20 protein-coding genes are annotated in these 16,171 nt (G+C 62.6%); 9 read left to right on the top strand and 11 right to left on the bottom strand.

Features of this window, described 5'->3' with window-relative positions; genetic code table 11:
• The first annotated feature begins 38 nt into the window (after window positions 1–38).
• Complete coding sequence (locus ACSQ84_RS04465) at window positions 39–176, top strand: hypothetical protein (RefSeq protein ID WP_436210408.1); 138 nt, start codon at window positions 39–41, stop codon at window positions 174–176.
• A gap of 21 nt (window positions 177–197) precedes the next feature.
• On the opposite strand, the gene ACSQ84_RS04460 is transcribed toward ACSQ84_RS04465, so the two are convergent.
• Complete coding sequence (locus ACSQ84_RS04460; RefSeq protein ID WP_436210407.1) at window positions 198–491, bottom strand: helix-turn-helix domain-containing protein; 294 nt, start codon at window positions 489–491, stop codon at window positions 198–200.
• Window positions 492–631: 140 nt separating this feature from the next.
• Window positions 632–871, bottom strand: a complete 240-nt coding sequence (locus ACSQ84_RS04455; RefSeq protein WP_436210406.1) for an addiction module toxin RelE — start codon at window positions 869–871, stop codon at window positions 632–634.
• A 139-nt stretch (window positions 872–1,010) separates the two neighbouring features.
• On the opposite strand from ACSQ84_RS04455, the gene ACSQ84_RS04450 reads away from it, so the two are divergent.
• Window positions 1,011–1,418, top strand: a complete 408-nt coding sequence (locus tag ACSQ84_RS04450) for a c-type cytochrome (RefSeq protein WP_436210405.1) — start codon at window positions 1,011–1,013, stop codon at window positions 1,416–1,418.
• 114 nt (window positions 1,419–1,532) lie between these two features.
• Here ACSQ84_RS04450 and gor read toward each other — a convergent pair whose 3' ends face one another.
• The 4 genes from gor to ACSQ84_RS04430 form a co-directional block, all read right to left on the bottom strand.
• On the bottom strand, window positions 1,533–2,921 hold the full coding sequence (gene gor, locus ACSQ84_RS04445) for a glutathione-disulfide reductase (RefSeq protein WP_436210404.1): 1,389 nt from the start codon (window positions 2,919–2,921) through the stop codon (window positions 1,533–1,535).
• Window positions 2,922–2,970: 49 nt separating this feature from the next.
• Complete coding sequence (locus tag ACSQ84_RS04440) at window positions 2,971–3,510, bottom strand: DUF2059 domain-containing protein (RefSeq protein WP_436210403.1); 540 nt, start codon at window positions 3,508–3,510, stop codon at window positions 2,971–2,973.
• A gap of 25 nt (window positions 3,511–3,535) precedes the next feature.
• Complete coding sequence (gene rpiA, locus ACSQ84_RS04435) at window positions 3,536–4,234, bottom strand: ribose-5-phosphate isomerase RpiA (protein WP_436210402.1); 699 nt, start codon at window positions 4,232–4,234, stop codon at window positions 3,536–3,538.
• 159 nt (window positions 4,235–4,393) lie between these two features.
• Entirely contained in the window at window positions 4,394–5,386 is a 993-nt protein-coding gene (locus ACSQ84_RS04430) for an AraC family transcriptional regulator (RefSeq protein ID WP_436210401.1), read from the bottom strand.
• 183 nt (window positions 5,387–5,569) lie between these two features.
• On the opposite strand from ACSQ84_RS04430, the gene ACSQ84_RS04425 reads away from it, so the two are divergent.
• Together ACSQ84_RS04425 and ACSQ84_RS04420 are read left to right on the top strand one after the other, a co-directional pair.
• On the top strand, window positions 5,570–5,992 hold the full coding sequence (locus ACSQ84_RS04425; protein ID WP_436210400.1) for a cupin domain-containing protein: 423 nt from the start codon (window positions 5,570–5,572) through the stop codon (window positions 5,990–5,992).
• A 39-nt stretch (window positions 5,993–6,031) separates the two neighbouring features.
• Entirely contained in the window at window positions 6,032–6,574 is a 543-nt protein-coding gene (locus ACSQ84_RS04420) for a cupin domain-containing protein (protein WP_436210399.1), read from the top strand.
• On the opposite strand, the gene ACSQ84_RS04415 is transcribed toward ACSQ84_RS04420, so the two are convergent.
• Window positions 6,571–6,699 (bottom strand): hypothetical protein, encoded by a 129-nt coding sequence (locus ACSQ84_RS04415; protein ID WP_436210398.1) that lies wholly within the window; start codon window positions 6,697–6,699, stop codon window positions 6,571–6,573. The genes ACSQ84_RS04420 and ACSQ84_RS04415 overlap by 4 nt on opposite strands.
• 79 nt (window positions 6,700–6,778) lie before the next feature.
• On the opposite strand from ACSQ84_RS04415, the gene ACSQ84_RS04410 reads away from it, so the two are divergent.
• The 5 genes from ACSQ84_RS04410 to ACSQ84_RS04390 all read left to right on the top strand — a co-directional run bounded on the left by ACSQ84_RS04410 (window position 6,779) and on the right by ACSQ84_RS04390 (window position 11,754).
• Window positions 6,779–7,465: an HAD-IA family hydrolase gene (locus ACSQ84_RS04410; RefSeq protein ID WP_436210397.1), complete on the top strand. Its 687-nt coding sequence runs from the start codon at window positions 6,779–6,781 to the stop codon at window positions 7,463–7,465.
• 144 nt (window positions 7,466–7,609) lie between these two features.
• Complete coding sequence (locus tag ACSQ84_RS04405; RefSeq protein ID WP_436210396.1) at window positions 7,610–8,074, top strand: hypothetical protein; 465 nt, start codon at window positions 7,610–7,612, stop codon at window positions 8,072–8,074.
• 133 nt (window positions 8,075–8,207) lie between these two features.
• Complete coding sequence (gene moaA, locus ACSQ84_RS04400) at window positions 8,208–9,239, top strand: GTP 3',8-cyclase MoaA (protein WP_436210395.1); 1,032 nt, start codon at window positions 8,208–8,210, stop codon at window positions 9,237–9,239.
• Between the two features lie 377 nt (window positions 9,240–9,616).
• Window positions 9,617–10,156, top strand: coding sequence for a TRAP transporter small permease subunit (locus ACSQ84_RS04395; protein ID WP_436210394.1), 540 nt, complete (start codon window positions 9,617–9,619; stop codon window positions 10,154–10,156).
• Window positions 10,153–11,754, top strand: a complete 1,602-nt coding sequence (locus ACSQ84_RS04390) for a TRAP transporter large permease (protein ID WP_436210393.1) — start codon at window positions 10,153–10,155, stop codon at window positions 11,752–11,754. Before ACSQ84_RS04395 ends, ACSQ84_RS04390 begins: the two co-directional genes overlap by 4 nt.
• A 114-nt stretch (window positions 11,755–11,868) precedes the next feature.
• Here ACSQ84_RS04390 and ACSQ84_RS04385 read toward each other — a convergent pair whose 3' ends face one another.
• The 4 genes from ACSQ84_RS04385 to ACSQ84_RS04370 form a co-directional block, all read right to left on the bottom strand.
• The gene (locus ACSQ84_RS04385; protein ID WP_436210392.1) at window positions 11,869–12,957 is read right to left on the bottom strand and encodes a TRAP transporter substrate-binding protein; all 1,089 of its coding nucleotides are present in this window, start codon (window positions 12,955–12,957) and stop codon (window positions 11,869–11,871) included.
• A gap of 167 nt (window positions 12,958–13,124) precedes the next feature.
• Window positions 13,125–14,213, bottom strand: coding sequence for a TRAP transporter substrate-binding protein (locus tag ACSQ84_RS04380; protein WP_436210391.1), 1,089 nt, complete (start codon window positions 14,211–14,213; stop codon window positions 13,125–13,127).
• 187 nt (window positions 14,214–14,400) lie between these two features.
• Window positions 14,401–15,543 carry an Mrp/NBP35 family ATP-binding protein gene (locus tag ACSQ84_RS04375; protein ID WP_436210390.1) on the bottom strand — a complete coding sequence of 381 codons (1,143 nt, stop codon included), beginning with the start codon at window positions 15,541–15,543 and terminating at the stop codon, window positions 14,401–14,403.
• A 73-nt stretch (window positions 15,544–15,616) separates the two neighbouring features.
• A complete protein-coding gene (locus ACSQ84_RS04370; RefSeq protein ID WP_436210389.1) occupies window positions 15,617–16,054 on the bottom strand; it encodes a VOC family protein in 438 nt (145 codons plus the stop codon).
• Between the last annotated feature and the right edge of the window lie 117 nt (window positions 16,055–16,171).

Raw genomic sequence — 16,171 nt, 5'->3', positions numbered from 1 at the left:
CGTAATGATACGGAAGACAAATCACCTGCAAATCATTTATGCACGTGGCCATGGAAATCGCGCTCACCATCATGCTCGCCGTCGTCGGCATCGCCTCCTGCGCGGTCGTGATGATCCGGATGTGGGGCCCGGAGGCGCTAGCTTTCCGGAGAAGGTCGTCGCGGGACAGGAAGTAGCGGCAGGCAGTCGTTGACAGATCACGGCCGTGCAACAGCTTCCATGATTTCCTTTGGACGCCGCTTGATCGCCAGCAGATAGGCTGCGGCAGGAGCGTCAGGCAGGCGCCGTCCTTGCTCCCAATTCTTGAGCGTCGGAAGCGGAATACGATACGCCGCAGCAAAGTGATTCTGCGACATCCGCAGCGAAAGACGGATGGCTTTCACGTCCGGCAACTCGACCTTGGACACACGCAGCCCGCGCACCTTCTTGCCAGCGGCATGCTTTGCCGCCTGTTGCATGCTCTCGATCAGCTCCTTTCCAAACTTTGTCATGTGTTCTGCTCCTTCCATTTGTCGCCGTTCAAGCCTTCAAGATCGCTGCCAGCTTGCGAACCATCTTCTTTTCCTCCGGCGTGAGATTCTCCCGACGCGCCTTCGCGTAGACCATCAGCAGATAGAGCGGGCGGTCGCCATTATGAAAAAAAATAGATCACCCGCGCGCCGCCGCGTTTACCGCTTCCAGGCCGCGCCCACCGAATCTTCCGCACCCCACCCGTTTCCGGGATGAGGTCCCCTTCTTCGGGATTGCGCGCGATGAAACCAATGAACGCTTCGCGCTCGGCATCGTCCCAGACATCCTGGGACTGGCGTCTGAAGAGAGGCGTTTCCGCCACAGTGATGAATCGTCGCGCCACCTGAGCACTATACGCCATTGGCGCCTAAAGCTCCAGAGATAAAGACTCCATTGGCGTCCGGCTCATCGGCCGGGATGGATCAGCCGATTGCTTCAAGTCCCAGGGAAACCTTCACCGCCTCGCGCGTTTGTTGGGCGGGCAATACGGAGGATGGCCGATGCGAACCCTGGTTCGAGCCGCGGCGCTGAGCGGGATGGCGTGCCTGCTGTTGTCGTCGTCAGCCTCATCGCAAACGCCGACGCAAGGCGCCGACACTGCAGCCGGCCAATTGCTGTTCAACAATGCGTGCCGAACCTGCCACACGGTCAAGGAGGGCGACAACCGGCAAGGCCCAAATCTGCACCGGATTGTCGGACGGAAGGCCGGATCGCTGCCGGGCTACGGCTATTCCAGCGCCATGAAGGAGGCAGGCTTCGCCTGGGACGCGGACAAACTCGATGGCTTCATGGCCAACGCCGATGCGGTGGTGCCCGGCAACACCATGAAGCCGTATGGCGGTCTCGCATCGGCGGAAGACAGGGCAAAGATCATTGCCTACTTGCAATCAGGCGCGGCCGGTCAATAACAGGCCGGAGGGGCCTGCGAAAGACGGCATCGCTGTATGATGCGATTGATCGATGCGCTTCCGTCCGTTTTAGGAAATCCCGGATATCGCTGCGCTCATCCGGGCTACGCGCCCCTACTCCGCCGCAGCTTCCCGCACATAGCGTGCCGTTGGCGTCCGCATCGTCACCAACTCCTCGGCGGCCGTCGGATGCAGTGCGATGGTGGAATCGAAATCGGCCTTGGTCGCTTTCATCCTCACGGCGATGCCGACGGCCTGGGTGATCTCGGCGGCGGCTTCGCCGACGATGTGACAGCCGAGCACGCGGTCGGTCTGGCCGTCGACCACGAGCTTCATTAGGACGCGGGTGTCGCGGCCGGACATCGTCGCCTTGATGGGGCGGAAATCGGTCTTGAAGATATCGACATGGCTGAACTGCGCGCGGGCCTCGGCTTCGGTCAGGCCCACGGTGCCGACTTCGGGCTGCGAGAACACCGCGGTCGGGATGGTGGCGTGATCGACCTGCACCGGGCGCTTGCCGAACACGGTGTCGGCGAAGGCGTGGCCCTCGCGGATCGCCACCGGCGTCAGGTTGGTGCGGTGGGTGACGTCGCCGATGGCGTAGATGTTCGGCGTTGAGGTCTTCGACCACGCATCGACGGCGATGCCGCCGTTGTTCGGATTGATGGCGACGCCCGCGGTTTCCAGTCCGAGATTGGCGACGTTGGGGTGGCGGCCGATCGCGAACATGACCTGGTCGGAGGCAATGCTCGATCCATCAGACAGATGCGTGGTGAATTCACGGCCGTGCTTGTCGACCCTGGCGATGGTGCAGCCGGTGATGATGTTGACGCCCTGCTTCTCCATCTCCATGCGCACATGCTTGCGGACGTCCTCGTCAAAACCGCGCAAAATGTTGTCGCCGCGATAGATCACGGTGACATCGGCGCCGTAGCCCTTGAAGATACCGGCGAATTCGAGCGCGATGTAGCCGCCGCCCTGGATCACGATGCGTTTGGGCAACTCGTCGAGGTGAAACGCTTCGTCCGAGGAGATCACGTGCTCGATGCCGGGAATCTCGGCGCCGTGGTTGGGCCGGCCGCCGGTCGCGATCAGAATGGTTTGCGCGGTGACGCGCTTGCCGTCGGACAAAAGCAGCGTGTGGGCGTCTTCGAGTACCGCGCGGGCCTTCACCACCTCCGCGCCCGACTTCTCGACATTGGAGGTGTAGATGCCCTCGAGCCGGGCGATCTCCTTGTCCTTGTTGGCCACCAGGGTGGGCCAGTCAAAGGAGACTTCCGGAATGGTCCAACCGAAGCCGGCGGCGTCCTCGATCTCGTGACGGACATGCGAGCCGATCACGAACAGTTTTTTCGGCACGCAGCCGCGGATCACGCAGGTGCCGCCCATCCGGTATTCTTCGGCGACCATCACCTTGGCGCCGTAGCCGGCGGCGATGCGCGCGGCGCGGACGCCGCCCGAACCGCCACCGATGACAAACAGATCGACGTCGTATTCAGCCATGGTCAGCCCCACTTTGCGAGTGGCGGACCGCCATTCGCCGTCTACCAGCTCAGATTTCCTTGCCGCGCTTCTTCATTTCGCTGCGGAACTGGCCGTTGATCACCTCGGCAAAGGACTGCGCCCACTCGTTCATATAGGCCATGCTGCCCTGGATTGCTTTCGGTTCGTTCAGGATCAACTTCTGGCCGAGCGGCGATTTGTAGAACGTCACCAGATCCTTCAATTCCTGCTCGGTGAATTCGTTGGCGTAGATCTGCGCCATGCCGTCGCCGATTTCCTTTTCGCGGCCGGCCAGATTCTTGGCGACGATCACGGCGACCTCGTTGAGGTCCTTCTGATAGTTGAGGTTGGCCCCCAGCAGCACGTTCTTGGTCTTCTCGACCAGACCGGGAACCGCGTTGGCGTACATCGCGACCGCGTTCTTCATGGTCAGGATTTCCTTGGCGGCGGCGATGGCCGCCGGCGACCCCGGCTTGCCCGGTATGGCCACGGTGGGGGCGTTTTTCTGCTGCGCCATGGCCGGCGCTCCGATCAGCGCCAGTGCCACCGCGAGACCCGCAGCCGACAAACTTCCCGAAAAGCTCTTCATTCCAATTCTCCTCAAAGATTCGGCGCTATCGCCGTTCAACTACGCGTATTCCCTGTGCGCCGGCCAGGACGGCCGTGCGCGCCAGGCCAATGAACAGGCCGTGTTCGACGACGCCCGGGATCACGCTCAACAAGCCTGCCAGGCGCGGTGCATCCGCTATTTTCCCGAGATGGGCATCGACAATCCAGTGGCCGCCATCGGTGACAAAAACGTGGCCGTCTTTGGCCTTGCGGACCCCCATTTGCCCGGAAACCCCGCTTTGCGCAAATGCTGATGCCATCGCCCGCTGCGTTGCGGCAAGCCCGAACGGAATCACCTCCACAGGCAGGGGGAAGCGGCCGAGAACATCGACCCACTTGGTGTCGTCGGCGATCACGATCATGCGATCGGAGGCCGCCGCCACGATCTTCTCCCGGAGCAGCGCACCGCCGCCGCCCTTGATCAGATTGAGCGCGCCGTCACACTCGTCGGCGCCGTCGACGGTGAGATCGAGATGGTCGATCTCGTCGAGCGTGGTCAGCGGCACACCGCAGCGGATCGCGTCCAAGCGCGTCGCTTCGGAGGTCGGCACGCCAATCACGCGCAGTCCAGTTGCAACCTTCTCGCCAAGCAGTTCGACAAAGTGCTTGGCGGTCGAGCCGGTGCCAAGCCCGAGCTTCATGCCGTCGGTGACGTGCTCCAGCGCACGCGCCGCCGCCTGCCGTTTCAATGCGTCCATGTCCACGTGGATATGCCTTTTGAAAATCCGCCGGTCTGGCGGCGCATATCTAGCGTCGTTTGGGCGGCAGGAACAGCACCGTTGGTGCTCCGATGGACCGATTTTGACGTCGATTGGGCCGATTGACACCGATTCCGGAGGACAAATCGGCGGCAGCTCGTGCCGCTACCGTTCGTCCCGCCTCGCCGCGGCCCGGAGCGCGGAGGGCGTCATGCCGTAGCAGCGCCGGAAATCATGGTTGAAGGTCGACAGGTCGCCATAACCGGCATCGAACGCCAGTTCGCCGATGGCGCGACCTGCGTGGCGCGGATCGGTCAGATTCCGGTGCACCCGCGCCAATCGCTGGGCGCGGACGAATTGCGACAGCGAGACGCCCTCGCCTTCAAACAGCTTGTGTACATAGCGCGGCGTCATGCGATGGCGTTGCGCCAGCGCGGCCGCCGTGACCGGGCCGAGCGTCAGATTGCTGGCGATATCCTCCTTCAGCATCCGCAACCTCGCCTGGCGCAGACCGCGCCCCCTTGCGATCTCCGCGGCGTCCCGCGAAGCGCCGATCGCGAGCGCGCAGAGGTCATGGATGTGGGCGGCAACCGCTCGCGCCAGATCCGGCGACTGCGTTGCGGATTGCTCCTCGGCGACGGCAAGGTAACTGATCAGCAAATGCAGCACCGCCGAATCTGATCCCGCCGGTTTGACGATCGCATCCTCCGCGCGCGGCGCCAGCGCCATCATGACCCGGCGCGGCAAGGCGATGCTGGTGAACCTGACCGGACCGCGAAACGCAATCGTCGAGACATCGGCGTTCGACGTCAGGATCGCCCCGCCCGCTGCCGCGGTCGCCTGCATGCCGCATTGTGAAACGCAGGTATCGCCGGCTTCCTGGATGTTGAGGACGAGGTCGTCGCTGCCATCGCTCAGAAGCTCACGCGGGCGATGCGTCTCGATGGAGTGGCTGAGCGTGACGCGCTGAACCCGGACCGTACAGGCATCGGCGGGACCGAGGGTCCATATCCGTACGTCGGTGTGGCAGGTCTCGTCGAGCGGCGCGCAGTAGCGCCGCGAAGTCGAACGGGAAAACACCTCGTACCATGCCGGCAGCCGCTCTGCGGGCGAAAGCGCCGTCGTCGAAAAGCGGAACGCTGGGTTCGGAACAGGCATGACGGTGCATCTCCCACACGCTGGGGGTGTTGAGGGAAAATTCCGGCGACAGGGCACTCGTTCCCAAATCGTTGTTCGCTCCTGCCCAAGCACAGCGTCGGCGCCGCAATTATCCTCCATGACACGCGCTGGGGTTCCGGCCGCCGGAACCGCGGCACTGATTCAATATGAAGGAGATGCGCCATGACTATCCGCGTACGCGCCCTCGCCGCGCTGATCGCCTCGACGGCGATGCCGGCCAATGCCACCGCGGTCGAGCCGCCACGCGAAACCGTGATTTCGTCGCTCAAGCAGCCAATCCCCAACATTGCCGGAAAGAACCTCGTCGCTTCGGTGGTCTATTACAGGCCGGGCGCCAAATCGCCGCCGCATACGCATCCGGGCGCCGATCTGATCTTTGCCCACGTGCTGTCGGGCGAGATTCGCAGCCAGATCAACGACGCGCCGGCCAAGGTCTATCGCGCGGGGGAGGGCTGGTTCGAGCCGCACGGTTCGCACCACATCATCAGCGAGAACGCCAGCACGTCCGAATCCGCGCAGCTTCTCGTCGTCTTCGTGGTCGACGCGGAAACCCGCGCGCTGATTGCGCCTGATGCGATGCCGTGATGGCGCAAAGCCCGATGCCATTTTCAACGGAGACACCCAATGTCACATGCTCATCAACAAAACGCACCGAAGGCCCATGTCGTCGATTGGCGGGGTTTCGAACGTCTCGACATCATGGGACCCGTGATCCAGTTCCTGTCGCCGCCGGACGGCAAGGGGGCTTCGCCCTGCATCCTGCGAGGCGTCGTGCCGCCCGGCGTCTGCATCCCGCTGCACAGCCACGACGATCCCGAAACCTTCATTCAGATATCCGGAGAACTTGAAGGACTTTCGGAATCGGATGGTAAATTCGCGTGGTCGCGGATGCGGCCGGGCGATGTGTTTCACGTGCAGGCGAACGCCAAACATGCATTTCGCAACCGCGCGTCCGAGCCTGCGGTGTCCATCATCGTGACCACCGCGAAGCTCGCTGGCTTCCTGCGCGACATCGGCATACCCACGACCGAGGACGCAGCGAATCCCGGCGCACCCTCGCCAGAGCGAATCTCGCAATTCCTGGCCCTCGCGGAAAGGCTCGGTTACTGGAATGCCGGCCCGGACGAGAATGCCCGATTAGGCCTGGTGCCGGCCCAGCCCAGCTAGCCGACGAAGGCGTCAAAGAACGCCTGCGTCGAGGAATCGGCAACGCCGCAGATTGTGCCGCGCATGTTGGGCGCAAACGTGCTCAAGCACGAACCGCCGCCGGCAAAGCCGATACTGCCGGCCACGGATTTCCGATGGCTGATCTCCAGGGGATTTGGTGCATATCCACTTGCACGGCCGCGCCGCTGCCGGTAGCGAATTCCAATGACACTTCCCCGCACCCTCGTATTCGATCTCGACGGCACGCTGGTCGATACCGCGCCGGATCTGATCAGCGCGCTCAATTTCGTGCTGGACCGCGAGGGCATCGCCCCGTTGCCGCTCGCTCGTGCGCGCAACCTGATCGGCGCCGGCGCGCGCAAGCTGATCGAACGCGGCCTCGAGGTCGAGGACCGCGCCGTTGATGTCGAAGACCTCAACCGGCTGACCAGGGATTTCGTCGAATATTACGGCGCCCACATCGCGGATGAATCGCGCCCCTTCGAGGGGCTGGAAGCCGCCCTGGATGAACTGGAAACCCAGGGCTTTCGCTTTGCAGTCTGCACCAACAAGCTGGAATGGCTTTCAAAACTGCTGCTCGACAAGCTCGACCTCAGCAAGCGGTTTGCCGCGATCTGCGGCGCGGACACTTTTGGGGTCTCAAAGCCCGATCCAGTGATCCTGCGAGAGACGCTGGCCCGCGCCGGCGGGCAGCTCGCGGGCGCCATCATGGTCGGCGATGCCGGTCCCGACATCGGCGTGGCCCGGCGCGCGGGCATTCCCGTGATCGGGGTCGAATTCGGTTACACCGATGTTCCCATCGCGGAGTTCAAGCCGGACCGGCTGATCGGCCATTTTCGCGAACTGCCGGCGGCAGTGAACAGCCTGATCGGGGTCACGACGGCACCGTAACCGATTGATTTTCATCACATATCAGATTCGCACCGACCCGCCATTAACCATCACTTAACGAATCTGCCCGGTACGGTTGCGGCCCTGTTCTCACGCTCATAAGGTCGGGCTGGGGATTGTGGCTGATCGCCGCAGGTGTGAGTGATGATCATACGTCGTGTTTTTGCGATTGCCGTCGCCGGAACTGCTCTGGCCGGTTGCTCGTCGTTTTCCCTCGATTCCTTCAAGGGGGCGCCGCCACCGATCCCGGTCCAGCTGGAAACGGTGCCGCCCGGGGCCGACGCCACCACCTCGCTTGGACCGGGCTGCAAGACCCCCTGCACCGTATCGGTCCCTGCGCCGGATGCCGGCTTCTCCGTAACCTTCAACCTGCCCCGGTTCCAGCCGGTCACTGTTCCCGTCCAGGTGATCCGGAACCCGGGCGACTTTACCACGCCCGCCTCCACCACCCTTGAACCAAGCCCTGTATTCGCCGAGTTGAAGCCCGCCGGGCCGCCGCCGCGCGTTCGCAAGCCGATGCGTCCCAGGAAGCCCAAGCCCGCTGCAGCGCCCGCAGCGGATTCGCCGTTCCCCGCCGCGCCGGCGCCAGCAGCACAGCCGGCCCGCTGATCGCGACCCCGCAGCGCACCCCGAAAGAGTGCGATTGTAGCCGTCTTGCTTCGTGCCTACATTCCATGTGACAGACGTTGCGGCGGCTCCGCCGCACGCGGCTGATATGCGAACCCTTTGCAAGGCAGTTTGGATGAGCGGATTGTCGACTTCTCCTGATCAGCTGTTCCGTCCGATGACCGACCCGTTTGGCCGGACCATCCGCTATCTGCGCGTCTCCGTCACCGATCGCTGCGACCTGCGCTGCTTCTACTGCATGTCCGAGGACATGACGTTCCTGCCGAAGGCCGACTTGCTGACGCTGGAAGAACTCGACCGGCTGTGCACGGCCTTCGTCGCCAAGGGCGTGCGCAAGATCCGCCTCACCGGCGGCGAGCCGCTGGTCCGGCGCAACGTGATGTCGCTGGTGCGCTCGCTGTCGCGGCATCTTTCGAGCGGCGCGCTCGATGAATTGACGCTGACCACCAACGGTTCGCAGCTGGCGCGCTTTGCCGGCGAGTTGCGCGACGCCGGCGTGCGCCGGATCAACGTCTCGCTCGATACGCTCGATCCCGCCAAATTCCGCGCCATCACGCGCTGGGGCGACATCGACAAGGTACTTGCCGGCATCGAAGCGGCGCGCGCCGCGGGACTTGCGGTGAAGATCAACGCGGTGGCGCTGAAGAACATGAACGAGGAGGAAATCCCCTCGCTGATGGAATGGGCGCATGGCAAGGGCATGGCGCTGACGTTGATCGAAGTGATGCCGATGGGCGATATCGGCGAGGGCCGGATCGACCAGTACGTGCCGCTGTCGCTGTTGCGCGCGCGTCTCGCCAAGCACTACACGCTGACCGACCTCGACGACGACACCGGCGGCCCTGCCCGCTATGTCCGCATCAGCGAGACCGGCGGCAAGCTCGGCTTCATCACGCCGATGACCCATAATTTCTGCGAGTCCTGCAACCGGGTGCGGATCACCTGCACCGGCACGCTGCATACCTGCCTCGGTCACGAGGATGCCTCCGATTTGCGCAAGCCGTTGCGGGCATCTGCCGACAACGACCTGCTCGCCGCCGCGATCGATCGCGCCATCGGCCTGAAGCCGAAGGGCCACGACTTCATCATCGACCGCCGCCATAACCGCCCAAGCGTTAGTCGCCACATGAGTGTTACCGGCGGTTGAAATTTCAGCGTGTATTTCGGCCTTCCCGCACAACCATGTGCGTGCTCCCCATGTAACTGATAGCCCGCGTCAATTTGTCCATTTTCCGATTGACGCCGCCACAACGCACTGAAATGGTGCGCCAGCTTTACGCCAGCACGGCCGGATGGGCCGCTGTTCCCCGATGGAGCAGTCAAGACGGCGGAAGCGTGCGAACGGGGGAGGACTATCGTTGCAATCGCTCCAGCGAATGGGCTGCGAACCTGCGCGTTTTTCGCGCAGGAATGAAGCTGCGCGTTTGCCGCGCGGCAGCGGCTCTGCGCGCCTGGCACAGGGTGGCGACGCAATATCAATGAAGAAATCCGGCGCACGTCGATGACGTGCCCGAGGAGAGCGTAATGGGCCCATTGCTGGCACTGAGTAACGGCATCGATTGGATCAATGAGAAACTCGGCGGCGTCTGCAACTGGCTCGTACTCGCCGCCTGCGTGGTGAGTGCGGCCAACGCGATGATCCGCTACGCGTTCGGTTACAGTTCCAACAGCTGGCTCGAATTGCAGTGGTACATGTTCGCCGTCTTCGTGATGTTCGGCGCCTCCTATACCTTCAAGAAGAACGAGCACGTCCGCGTCGAAATTCTTTATCTCATGCTGTCCGAGCGCGGACAGCTGTGGCTCGACATGATCGGAACGCTGTTTTTCCTGATCCCGTCCTGCCTGCTGCTTGCCTATCTGTCGTGGCCATTCTTCATGCAGGCCTACGCCGTCGGCGAGATTTCGAGCAATGCCGGCGGCCTGGTGCGCTGGCCAATCAAGGCCGTAGTTCCCGTCGGCTTCGTTTTCCTGGCTCTGCAAGGACTCTCTGAAGTGATCAAGCGCATCGCGGCGTTGAAGGGCTATGTCATGATCGACGCCAAATACGAGAGGCCGCTGCAATGATTACGCTGGAGATGATGCCGCCGCTGATGTTCGGCGGCTTGATTCTGGCCATGCTGATCGGCTTTCCGGTGGCCTTCACGCTGGCCGCGCTCGGGCTGTCGTTCGGATTCCTGTCGATCTATCTCGGCTTCTTCGACATGAACTTCCTGCAGGCCATTCCGGGCCGCATCTTCGGCAGCGTGCTCTCCAACGAGTTGCTGCTGGCGATCCCCTTCTTCACCTTCATGGGCTCGATCCTGGAACGGTGCGGGCTTGCAGAAGACATGCTGGACTCGATGGGCCAGCTGTTCGGGCCGGTCCGCGGCGGCCTCGGCTATTCCGTCATCATCGTCGGCTTCATCCTCGGCGCGATCACCGGCACGGTGGCGGCGCAGGTCATCGCGATGGCGCTGATCTCGATGCCGGTGATGATGCGCTACGGCTACAACATTCGCTACATCACCGGCGTGCTCGCCGCGTCCGGCACGATCACCCAATTGGTGCCGCCCTCGCTGGTGCTGATCGTGATGGCCGACCAGCTCGGCAAGTCGGTCGGCGACATGTATCTCGGCGCCTGGGGGCCATCGATCCTCCAGATCGCCCTGTTCGCCGGCTATACGTTCATGCTCGGCCTCATCAAACCACATCACGTCCCTCCGGTTCCGAGGGACGCGCTCACGCTGACGGGCTGGCCGCTCTGGAAGAAATGCCTGATGGGCATCATTCCGTCGGCCGTCCTGATCTTCGTCGTGCTTGGCACCATGATGATGGGCCTCGCAACGCCGACCGAAGCCGGCGCGATGGGCGCCATCGGCGCCATCGTCCTCGCCGCGATCCACCACAAGGACCTGAGCAGCAAGGGGCAAAAGATGCTCCTGGTCGGCATCGCCGCCACCGGTGTCGCCGTGATCGTCGGCATGCTGCTCGGTGAAGGCAAGGTTTTGAAACTCACCTTCGCGGTGGTCTATCTCGCCGTCGTCTGGCTCTGCCTCGAAGCCGTCCGTATCCCCGACCTGCGCGACCTGATCAAGCAGGGCTACCAGTCGACGATGCGCCTTTCCACCATGGTGGTGTTCATCCTGATCGGCTCGACCTGCTTCTCGGTGGTGTTCCTCGGAGTCTCCGGCGGCGTCTGGCTCGAGCATCATCTGACCTCGATCCCCGGCGGCGTCTGGGGCTTCCTGGTCTTCATCAACCTCTTCATCTTCTTCCTGGCGTTCTTCCTCGACTTCTTCGAGATCGCCTTCATCATCCTGCCGATGGTGGCGCCGATCGCGCAGAAGGTACTGGCGCCGGTGGTAGGCCCCGACGCCGCACTGATCTGGTTCGGCGTCATGCTGTGCGTCAACATGCAGACGTCGTTCCTGCATCCGCCGTTCGGCTTTGCGCTGTTCTATTTGCGCGGCGTCGCGCCCAGGGAAGTAAAGAGTTCCGACATCTATTGGGGCGCCCTGCCCTGGATCGGCCTGCAGGCGATCATGGTGGCGATCGTGGTCGCCTTCCCGAGCGTGGTCACCGTGTTCCTCGACAAGCCGATCGACGTCGACCTCAGCAAGGTCAGGATCGAGGTGCCGCAGATCGAACTGCCACCACTGGATTTTGGTCAGCCTAAACAATAGCGGGCGGGATTCCTGTCGAGATTCCTGCCAAGATTCTTGCAATGAAAAACCCCGGAGCTTTCACTCCGGGGTTTTTGTTTTGAGGCTTCTTCCGCTTCGCGAGAACGCTATCGATCAGCCCTGCGGGTTGCGCGCCATGAAGCTGTCGTAGCCGAGCTCGGCGACCTGGAACCACTGGTATCCGTTGGTCGTGAAGCCGTTTAGCGAGTCCAGGACCTTCTTGAAGTTCGGATTGGTCGCCGCCGTTTCGGCATATATTTCCTTGGTCGCCTTCAGGCAGGCCTGCATGATCGGTGGCGAAAACGCATGCAGCTTGGTGCCGCCGGCGAGCAGTTTTTTCAGCGCTTGTGGATTGCCCTGATCGTACTTCGCCATCATCCAGCTGTTGGCGGCCTGGCCGGCCTGTTCGAGGACGCTCTGATAGTACTTCGGCAGCGCGTTCCACTTATCCAGATTGACGAGGGCTAGCAGCATCGGGCCACCTTCCCACCATCCGGGATAATAGTAGTGCGGCGCGACCTTGTTGAAGCCGAGCTTCTCATCGTCGTACGGGCCGACCCATTCCGCCGCGTCGATCGTGCCTTTTTCGAGCGCGGGATAGATATCGCCGCCGGCGAGCTGCTGCGGCACGACGCCCAGTTTCTGCATGACGCGGCCGGCGAAGCCGCCGATGCGCATCTTGAGCCCCTTCAGATCGTCGACGGTATTGATCTCCTTGCGGAACCAGCCGCCCATCTGGCAACCGGTATTGCCGGCGAGAAACGACGTGACGTTGTAGCCCTTGTAGAACTCGTTGAGCAGTTCCCTGCCCCCGCCGAGCATGTACCAGGCCTGGTTGAGGCGCTGGTTGGGTCCGAACGGCACGGCAGTGCCGAACGCAAACGTCGGGTCCTTGCCGAAGTAATAATAGGAAGCGGTATGTCCCATCTCGACGGTGCCGTTTTGCACGGCATCGAGGACTTGCAGACCCGGGACGATTTCACCGCCCGCAAAGGCCTGAAGCTGGAACTTGTTGTCGGTGGCTTCGGCGACGAGTTTGGACATCAGCTCGACCCCGCCCCACAGCGTGTCGAGCGATTTCGGCCAGCTCGCCGTCAACCGCCATTTGATTTCCGGCATCGACTGCGCAATCGCAGGCGCCGCAAGGGTTGCCGCACCCGCCGCGCCTATACCTGTGACCTTTAGAAAATCTCTTCTTTTCATGGAATCCTGCCCTTGTGGTTGTGTGTCCGACAGCCTTCTTGCCGAGGCTTTTGCGAGGCACCATGGAGCATCCGGTTGTTAATTTCCATCCCGAACTGCAAGGCGTAACGCAAAAAGCCCGGCCTCCTCGCGGAGACCGGGCTGGCTTGTGCGACTTAAGAATAAGATCAGCCGCGCGTGCGCGAGCGGATCATGAAGCTGTCGAAGGTGTATTCGGCGACCTGCCACCACAGGTACTGGTCGGAGCGGTAGGCCTGCATCGAATCGATGGTCTTTTTGAAGTCGGCATTCTTGCCGGAGAGTTCGGTCCACAGCTCGTTGGTCGCCTTCAGGCAGGCTTCCAGCACTTCGTTGGTGAAGGGACGAAGCTGGGTGCCACCGGCGACCAGGCGCTTCAACGCGGCCGGATTGAGCATGTCATAGCGTTCGTTCATCCAGGCGTTGGCGTGCGCCGAAGCGTTGGTGAGGATCGCCTGATAATTCTTCGGCAGCGAATTCCACTTCTCGAGGTTGGTGAAGGCGTGGACCATCGGGCCGCCTTCCCAGAAGCCGGGGTAATAGTAGAACTTCGCGACCTTCTGGAAGCCGAGCTTTTCGTCGTCATACGGACCGACCCACTCGGCGGCGTCGATGGTGCCCTTTTCCAGCGCCGGATAGATGTCGCCGCCGGCGATCTGCTGCGGCACGACGCCGACCTTCTGCAACACCTGGCCGGCGATGCCGCCGATGCGGAATTTGAGGCCCGACATGTCGGCAACCGTCTTGATTTCCTTGCGGAACCAGCCGCCCATCTGGGTACCGGTGTTGCCGCAGGGGAAGCCGATGACGCCAAACTTCTTGAAGAACTCGTTGCCGAGTTCCGCGCCGCCACCCTGCGACCACCAGGAGTTCTGCTGGCGCGCATTGAGGCCGAACGGAACCGACGCAAAGATCGCAAAGGTCGGGTCCTTGCCGACGTAGTAATAGGAAACGGTGTGGCACATCTCGACGGTGCCGTTGGAGGTGGCGTCGAGCGCCTGCAGACCCGGAACGACTTCGCCCGCGGCGAATACCTGGATCTGGAATTTGTTGTCGGTCATCTCGGCGACGTATTTCGACAGCTGGTCAGCACCGCCGTAAATGGTGTCGAGCGACTTCGGGAAGCTCGACGTCAAGCGCCATTTGATTTCAGGCGAGGATTGCGCGATCGCCGGCGAGGCAACGGCTGTCGCGGCAGCACCGGCCGCTGAAACTTTCAAAAAATCACGACGCTTCATTCAGGCTTCTCCTTAAAGTCGGGGACGTTTCCCAATTTCCGCGAGCGATCCTCCGGAAGAGGCGAATTCCACGTGTTCCGGGGCGCTCTGGCGGGGGCGCTTTAACATGGAAGTTGCCTAACGAAAACGCGACGAAGGCATGACAGCACTGATTAAACGAAAGTCTCAGAAAGGAAGGATAAGGCCTTCAAGTGGCTGGATTTACGCCCTGAAGCTGGTCGCGGACCTTGGTACCGATCTCGCGGTAGATGGCGGCATGCGGGCCGTCCGGTTCGCTGGCCACCACGGGCTTGCCGGAATCCGACGTGGTGCGAATCGACATGTGTAGCGGGATTTCGCCCAGGAACGGCACACCCAGCCGCTCGGCCTCGTGCCGCGCCCCGCCGTGGCCGAAAATGTCCGACCGCGTGCCGCAATGCGGGCACTGGAAATAGCTCATGTTCTCGACGATACCGAGCACGGGCACGTTGACCTTCTTGAACATGGCAAGCCCGCGCCGCGCGTCGATCAAGGAGAGGTCCTGCGGCGTCGAGATGATGACCGCCCCCTTTAGCGGCACGTTCTGCGCCAGGGTCAGTTGCGCGTCGCCGGTGCCCGGCGGCATGTCGACCACGAGAATGTCGAGCGTGCCCCACGCCACGTCGCGCAGCATCTGGGTGATCGCCGACATCACCATCGGTCCACGCCAGATCATCGCGGTTTCTTCCTCGACCAGGAAGCCGATCGACATGATGGAGAGACCGAAACGTTCGATCGGAATCATCTTGCGGTCGTCGTTCAGTTTCGGCTTCTCGTGAATGCCGGTCAGCCGCGGCACCGAGGGGCCGTAAATATCCGCGTCGAGCAGACCGACGCGCAGGCCGAGATCGCGCAAGCCGAGCGCCAGATTGAGCGCCGTGGTCGACTTGCCGACGCCGCCCTTGCCGGACGCCACCGCAATCACGGCCGCGACGCCCGGAATTTCCGCCTGCCTGGACATCGGCGACGACGGGCTTTGCGGCGGCCGATGCGCCGACACCGGCTGCACGCCGTGCGCATGGCGGTGCGGCTGAGGTGGCGGCGGCGGCGCCGCAGCAGTACCGGGCTTGCGCTCGGCGGTCAGCGCGATCATCGCCACGCTGACGCCGGGAATGGCGCGAACCGCGGCTTCCGCCTGGGCCCGCGCGCTTTCCCACGCGCGGGCTTCCGCAGCGTCGACATTGATGGAGAAAAACACCTTGCCGTCGTTAGCCGTGATCTCCGACAGCACGTTTGCGTTGGTCAAGGCGACGCCGCGCGGCGAAGCCACCTTGGCCAAGGCATCGAGAACCTGTTGCTGCGTTACGCTCACGGCACGTCTCCTGGAGCCTCGGTTCCATCTGCATCAGAACCGGGGCCCTCTTAGAGCGTTGCAGCCGAAAAGGCTACCTCGCTCCGACGTCGTCCCGGCGTTCGGCCGGGGCCACGACCCCGCCCTCCTTGGCGGCTTCGTAGTTCAATTCGACCATGACGCCGTTGGGATCGGTGACGAAGATCTGCCAGAGATCGCCGCCGGGAACCTGACGCGAGTCGAACTCCGTCCCTTTGGATTTGAGCCGCTGCTGCATGCCGGCAAAACCCGTACTGGCGAAGGCCACGTGATGGACAACGCCGGAATCCGGCTTTTGTGGCTCGTCGGTTTTGGAAATATCGACCAGATGCACCACCGCCTTGCCCTCCGAGTACATCCACGCCCCGGGGAACGCGAAGTTCGGCCGGGGCCCTTTTTCCAGTCCCAGGATATCCTCGTAAAAGCGGACCGTGTCGGCGAGATTCCGGGTCCGGATGTTGAAATGATCGAGCACGCCCACGCTGACGCCCATGCGATCTCACTCCCTTTTTTGTGAACTTCTTAAGTGGCCCGATCCTAGCACAAAAACCGGCCCTTTCAGCCAAACGAAGGCGGTTGCCCTTCATGGCGCAGGGGTTATGGTGCCGCC

Origin of the sequence: Bradyrhizobium sp. LjRoot220, assembly GCF_964252915.1 — a bacterium.
In the GTDB taxonomy this organism is placed as follows: Bacteria; Pseudomonadota; Alphaproteobacteria; order Rhizobiales; family Xanthobacteraceae; genus Bradyrhizobium.
Note: the sequence above shows the minus strand (reverse complement) of the source record. Positions and strands in the feature narration are given on the sequence as shown.

Coding starts and splice junctions, on each gene's coding strand:
- ACSQ84_RS04465 (WP_436210408.1), top strand. CDS start 39: ATGCACGTGGCCATGGAAATCGCGCTCACCATCATGCTCGCCGTCGTC.
- ACSQ84_RS04460 (WP_436210407.1), bottom strand. CDS start 491: ATGACAAAGTTTGGAAAGGAGCTGATCGAGAGCATGCAACAGGCGGCA.
- ACSQ84_RS04455 (WP_436210406.1), bottom strand. CDS start 871: ATGGCGTATAGTGCTCAGGTGGCGCGACGATTCATCACTGTGGCGGAA.
- ACSQ84_RS04450 (WP_436210405.1), top strand. CDS start 1,011: ATGCGAACCCTGGTTCGAGCCGCGGCGCTGAGCGGGATGGCGTGCCTG.
- gor (WP_436210404.1), bottom strand. CDS start 2,921: ATGGCTGAATACGACGTCGATCTGTTTGTCATCGGTGGCGGTTCGGGC.
- ACSQ84_RS04440 (WP_436210403.1), bottom strand. CDS start 3,510: ATGAAGAGCTTTTCGGGAAGTTTGTCGGCTGCGGGTCTCGCGGTGGCA.
- ACSQ84_RS04430 (WP_436210401.1), bottom strand. CDS start 5,386: ATGCCTGTTCCGAACCCAGCGTTCCGCTTTTCGACGACGGCGCTTTCG.
- ACSQ84_RS04425 (WP_436210400.1), top strand. CDS start 5,570: ATGACTATCCGCGTACGCGCCCTCGCCGCGCTGATCGCCTCGACGGCG.
- ACSQ84_RS04420 (WP_436210399.1), top strand. CDS start 6,032: ATGTCACATGCTCATCAACAAAACGCACCGAAGGCCCATGTCGTCGAT.
- ACSQ84_RS04410 (WP_436210397.1), top strand. CDS start 6,779: ATGACACTTCCCCGCACCCTCGTATTCGATCTCGACGGCACGCTGGTC.
- ACSQ84_RS04405 (WP_436210396.1), top strand. CDS start 7,610: ATGATCATACGTCGTGTTTTTGCGATTGCCGTCGCCGGAACTGCTCTG.
- moaA (WP_436210395.1), top strand. CDS start 8,208: ATGAGCGGATTGTCGACTTCTCCTGATCAGCTGTTCCGTCCGATGACC.
- ACSQ84_RS04395 (WP_436210394.1), top strand. CDS start 9,617: ATGGGCCCATTGCTGGCACTGAGTAACGGCATCGATTGGATCAATGAG.
- ACSQ84_RS04390 (WP_436210393.1), top strand. CDS start 10,153: ATGATTACGCTGGAGATGATGCCGCCGCTGATGTTCGGCGGCTTGATT.
- ACSQ84_RS04385 (WP_436210392.1), bottom strand. CDS start 12,957: ATGAAAAGAAGAGATTTTCTAAAGGTCACAGGTATAGGCGCGGCGGGT.
- ACSQ84_RS04380 (WP_436210391.1), bottom strand. CDS start 14,213: ATGAAGCGTCGTGATTTTTTGAAAGTTTCAGCGGCCGGTGCTGCCGCG.
- ACSQ84_RS04370 (WP_436210389.1), bottom strand. CDS start 16,054: ATGGGCGTCAGCGTGGGCGTGCTCGATCATTTCAACATCCGGACCCGG.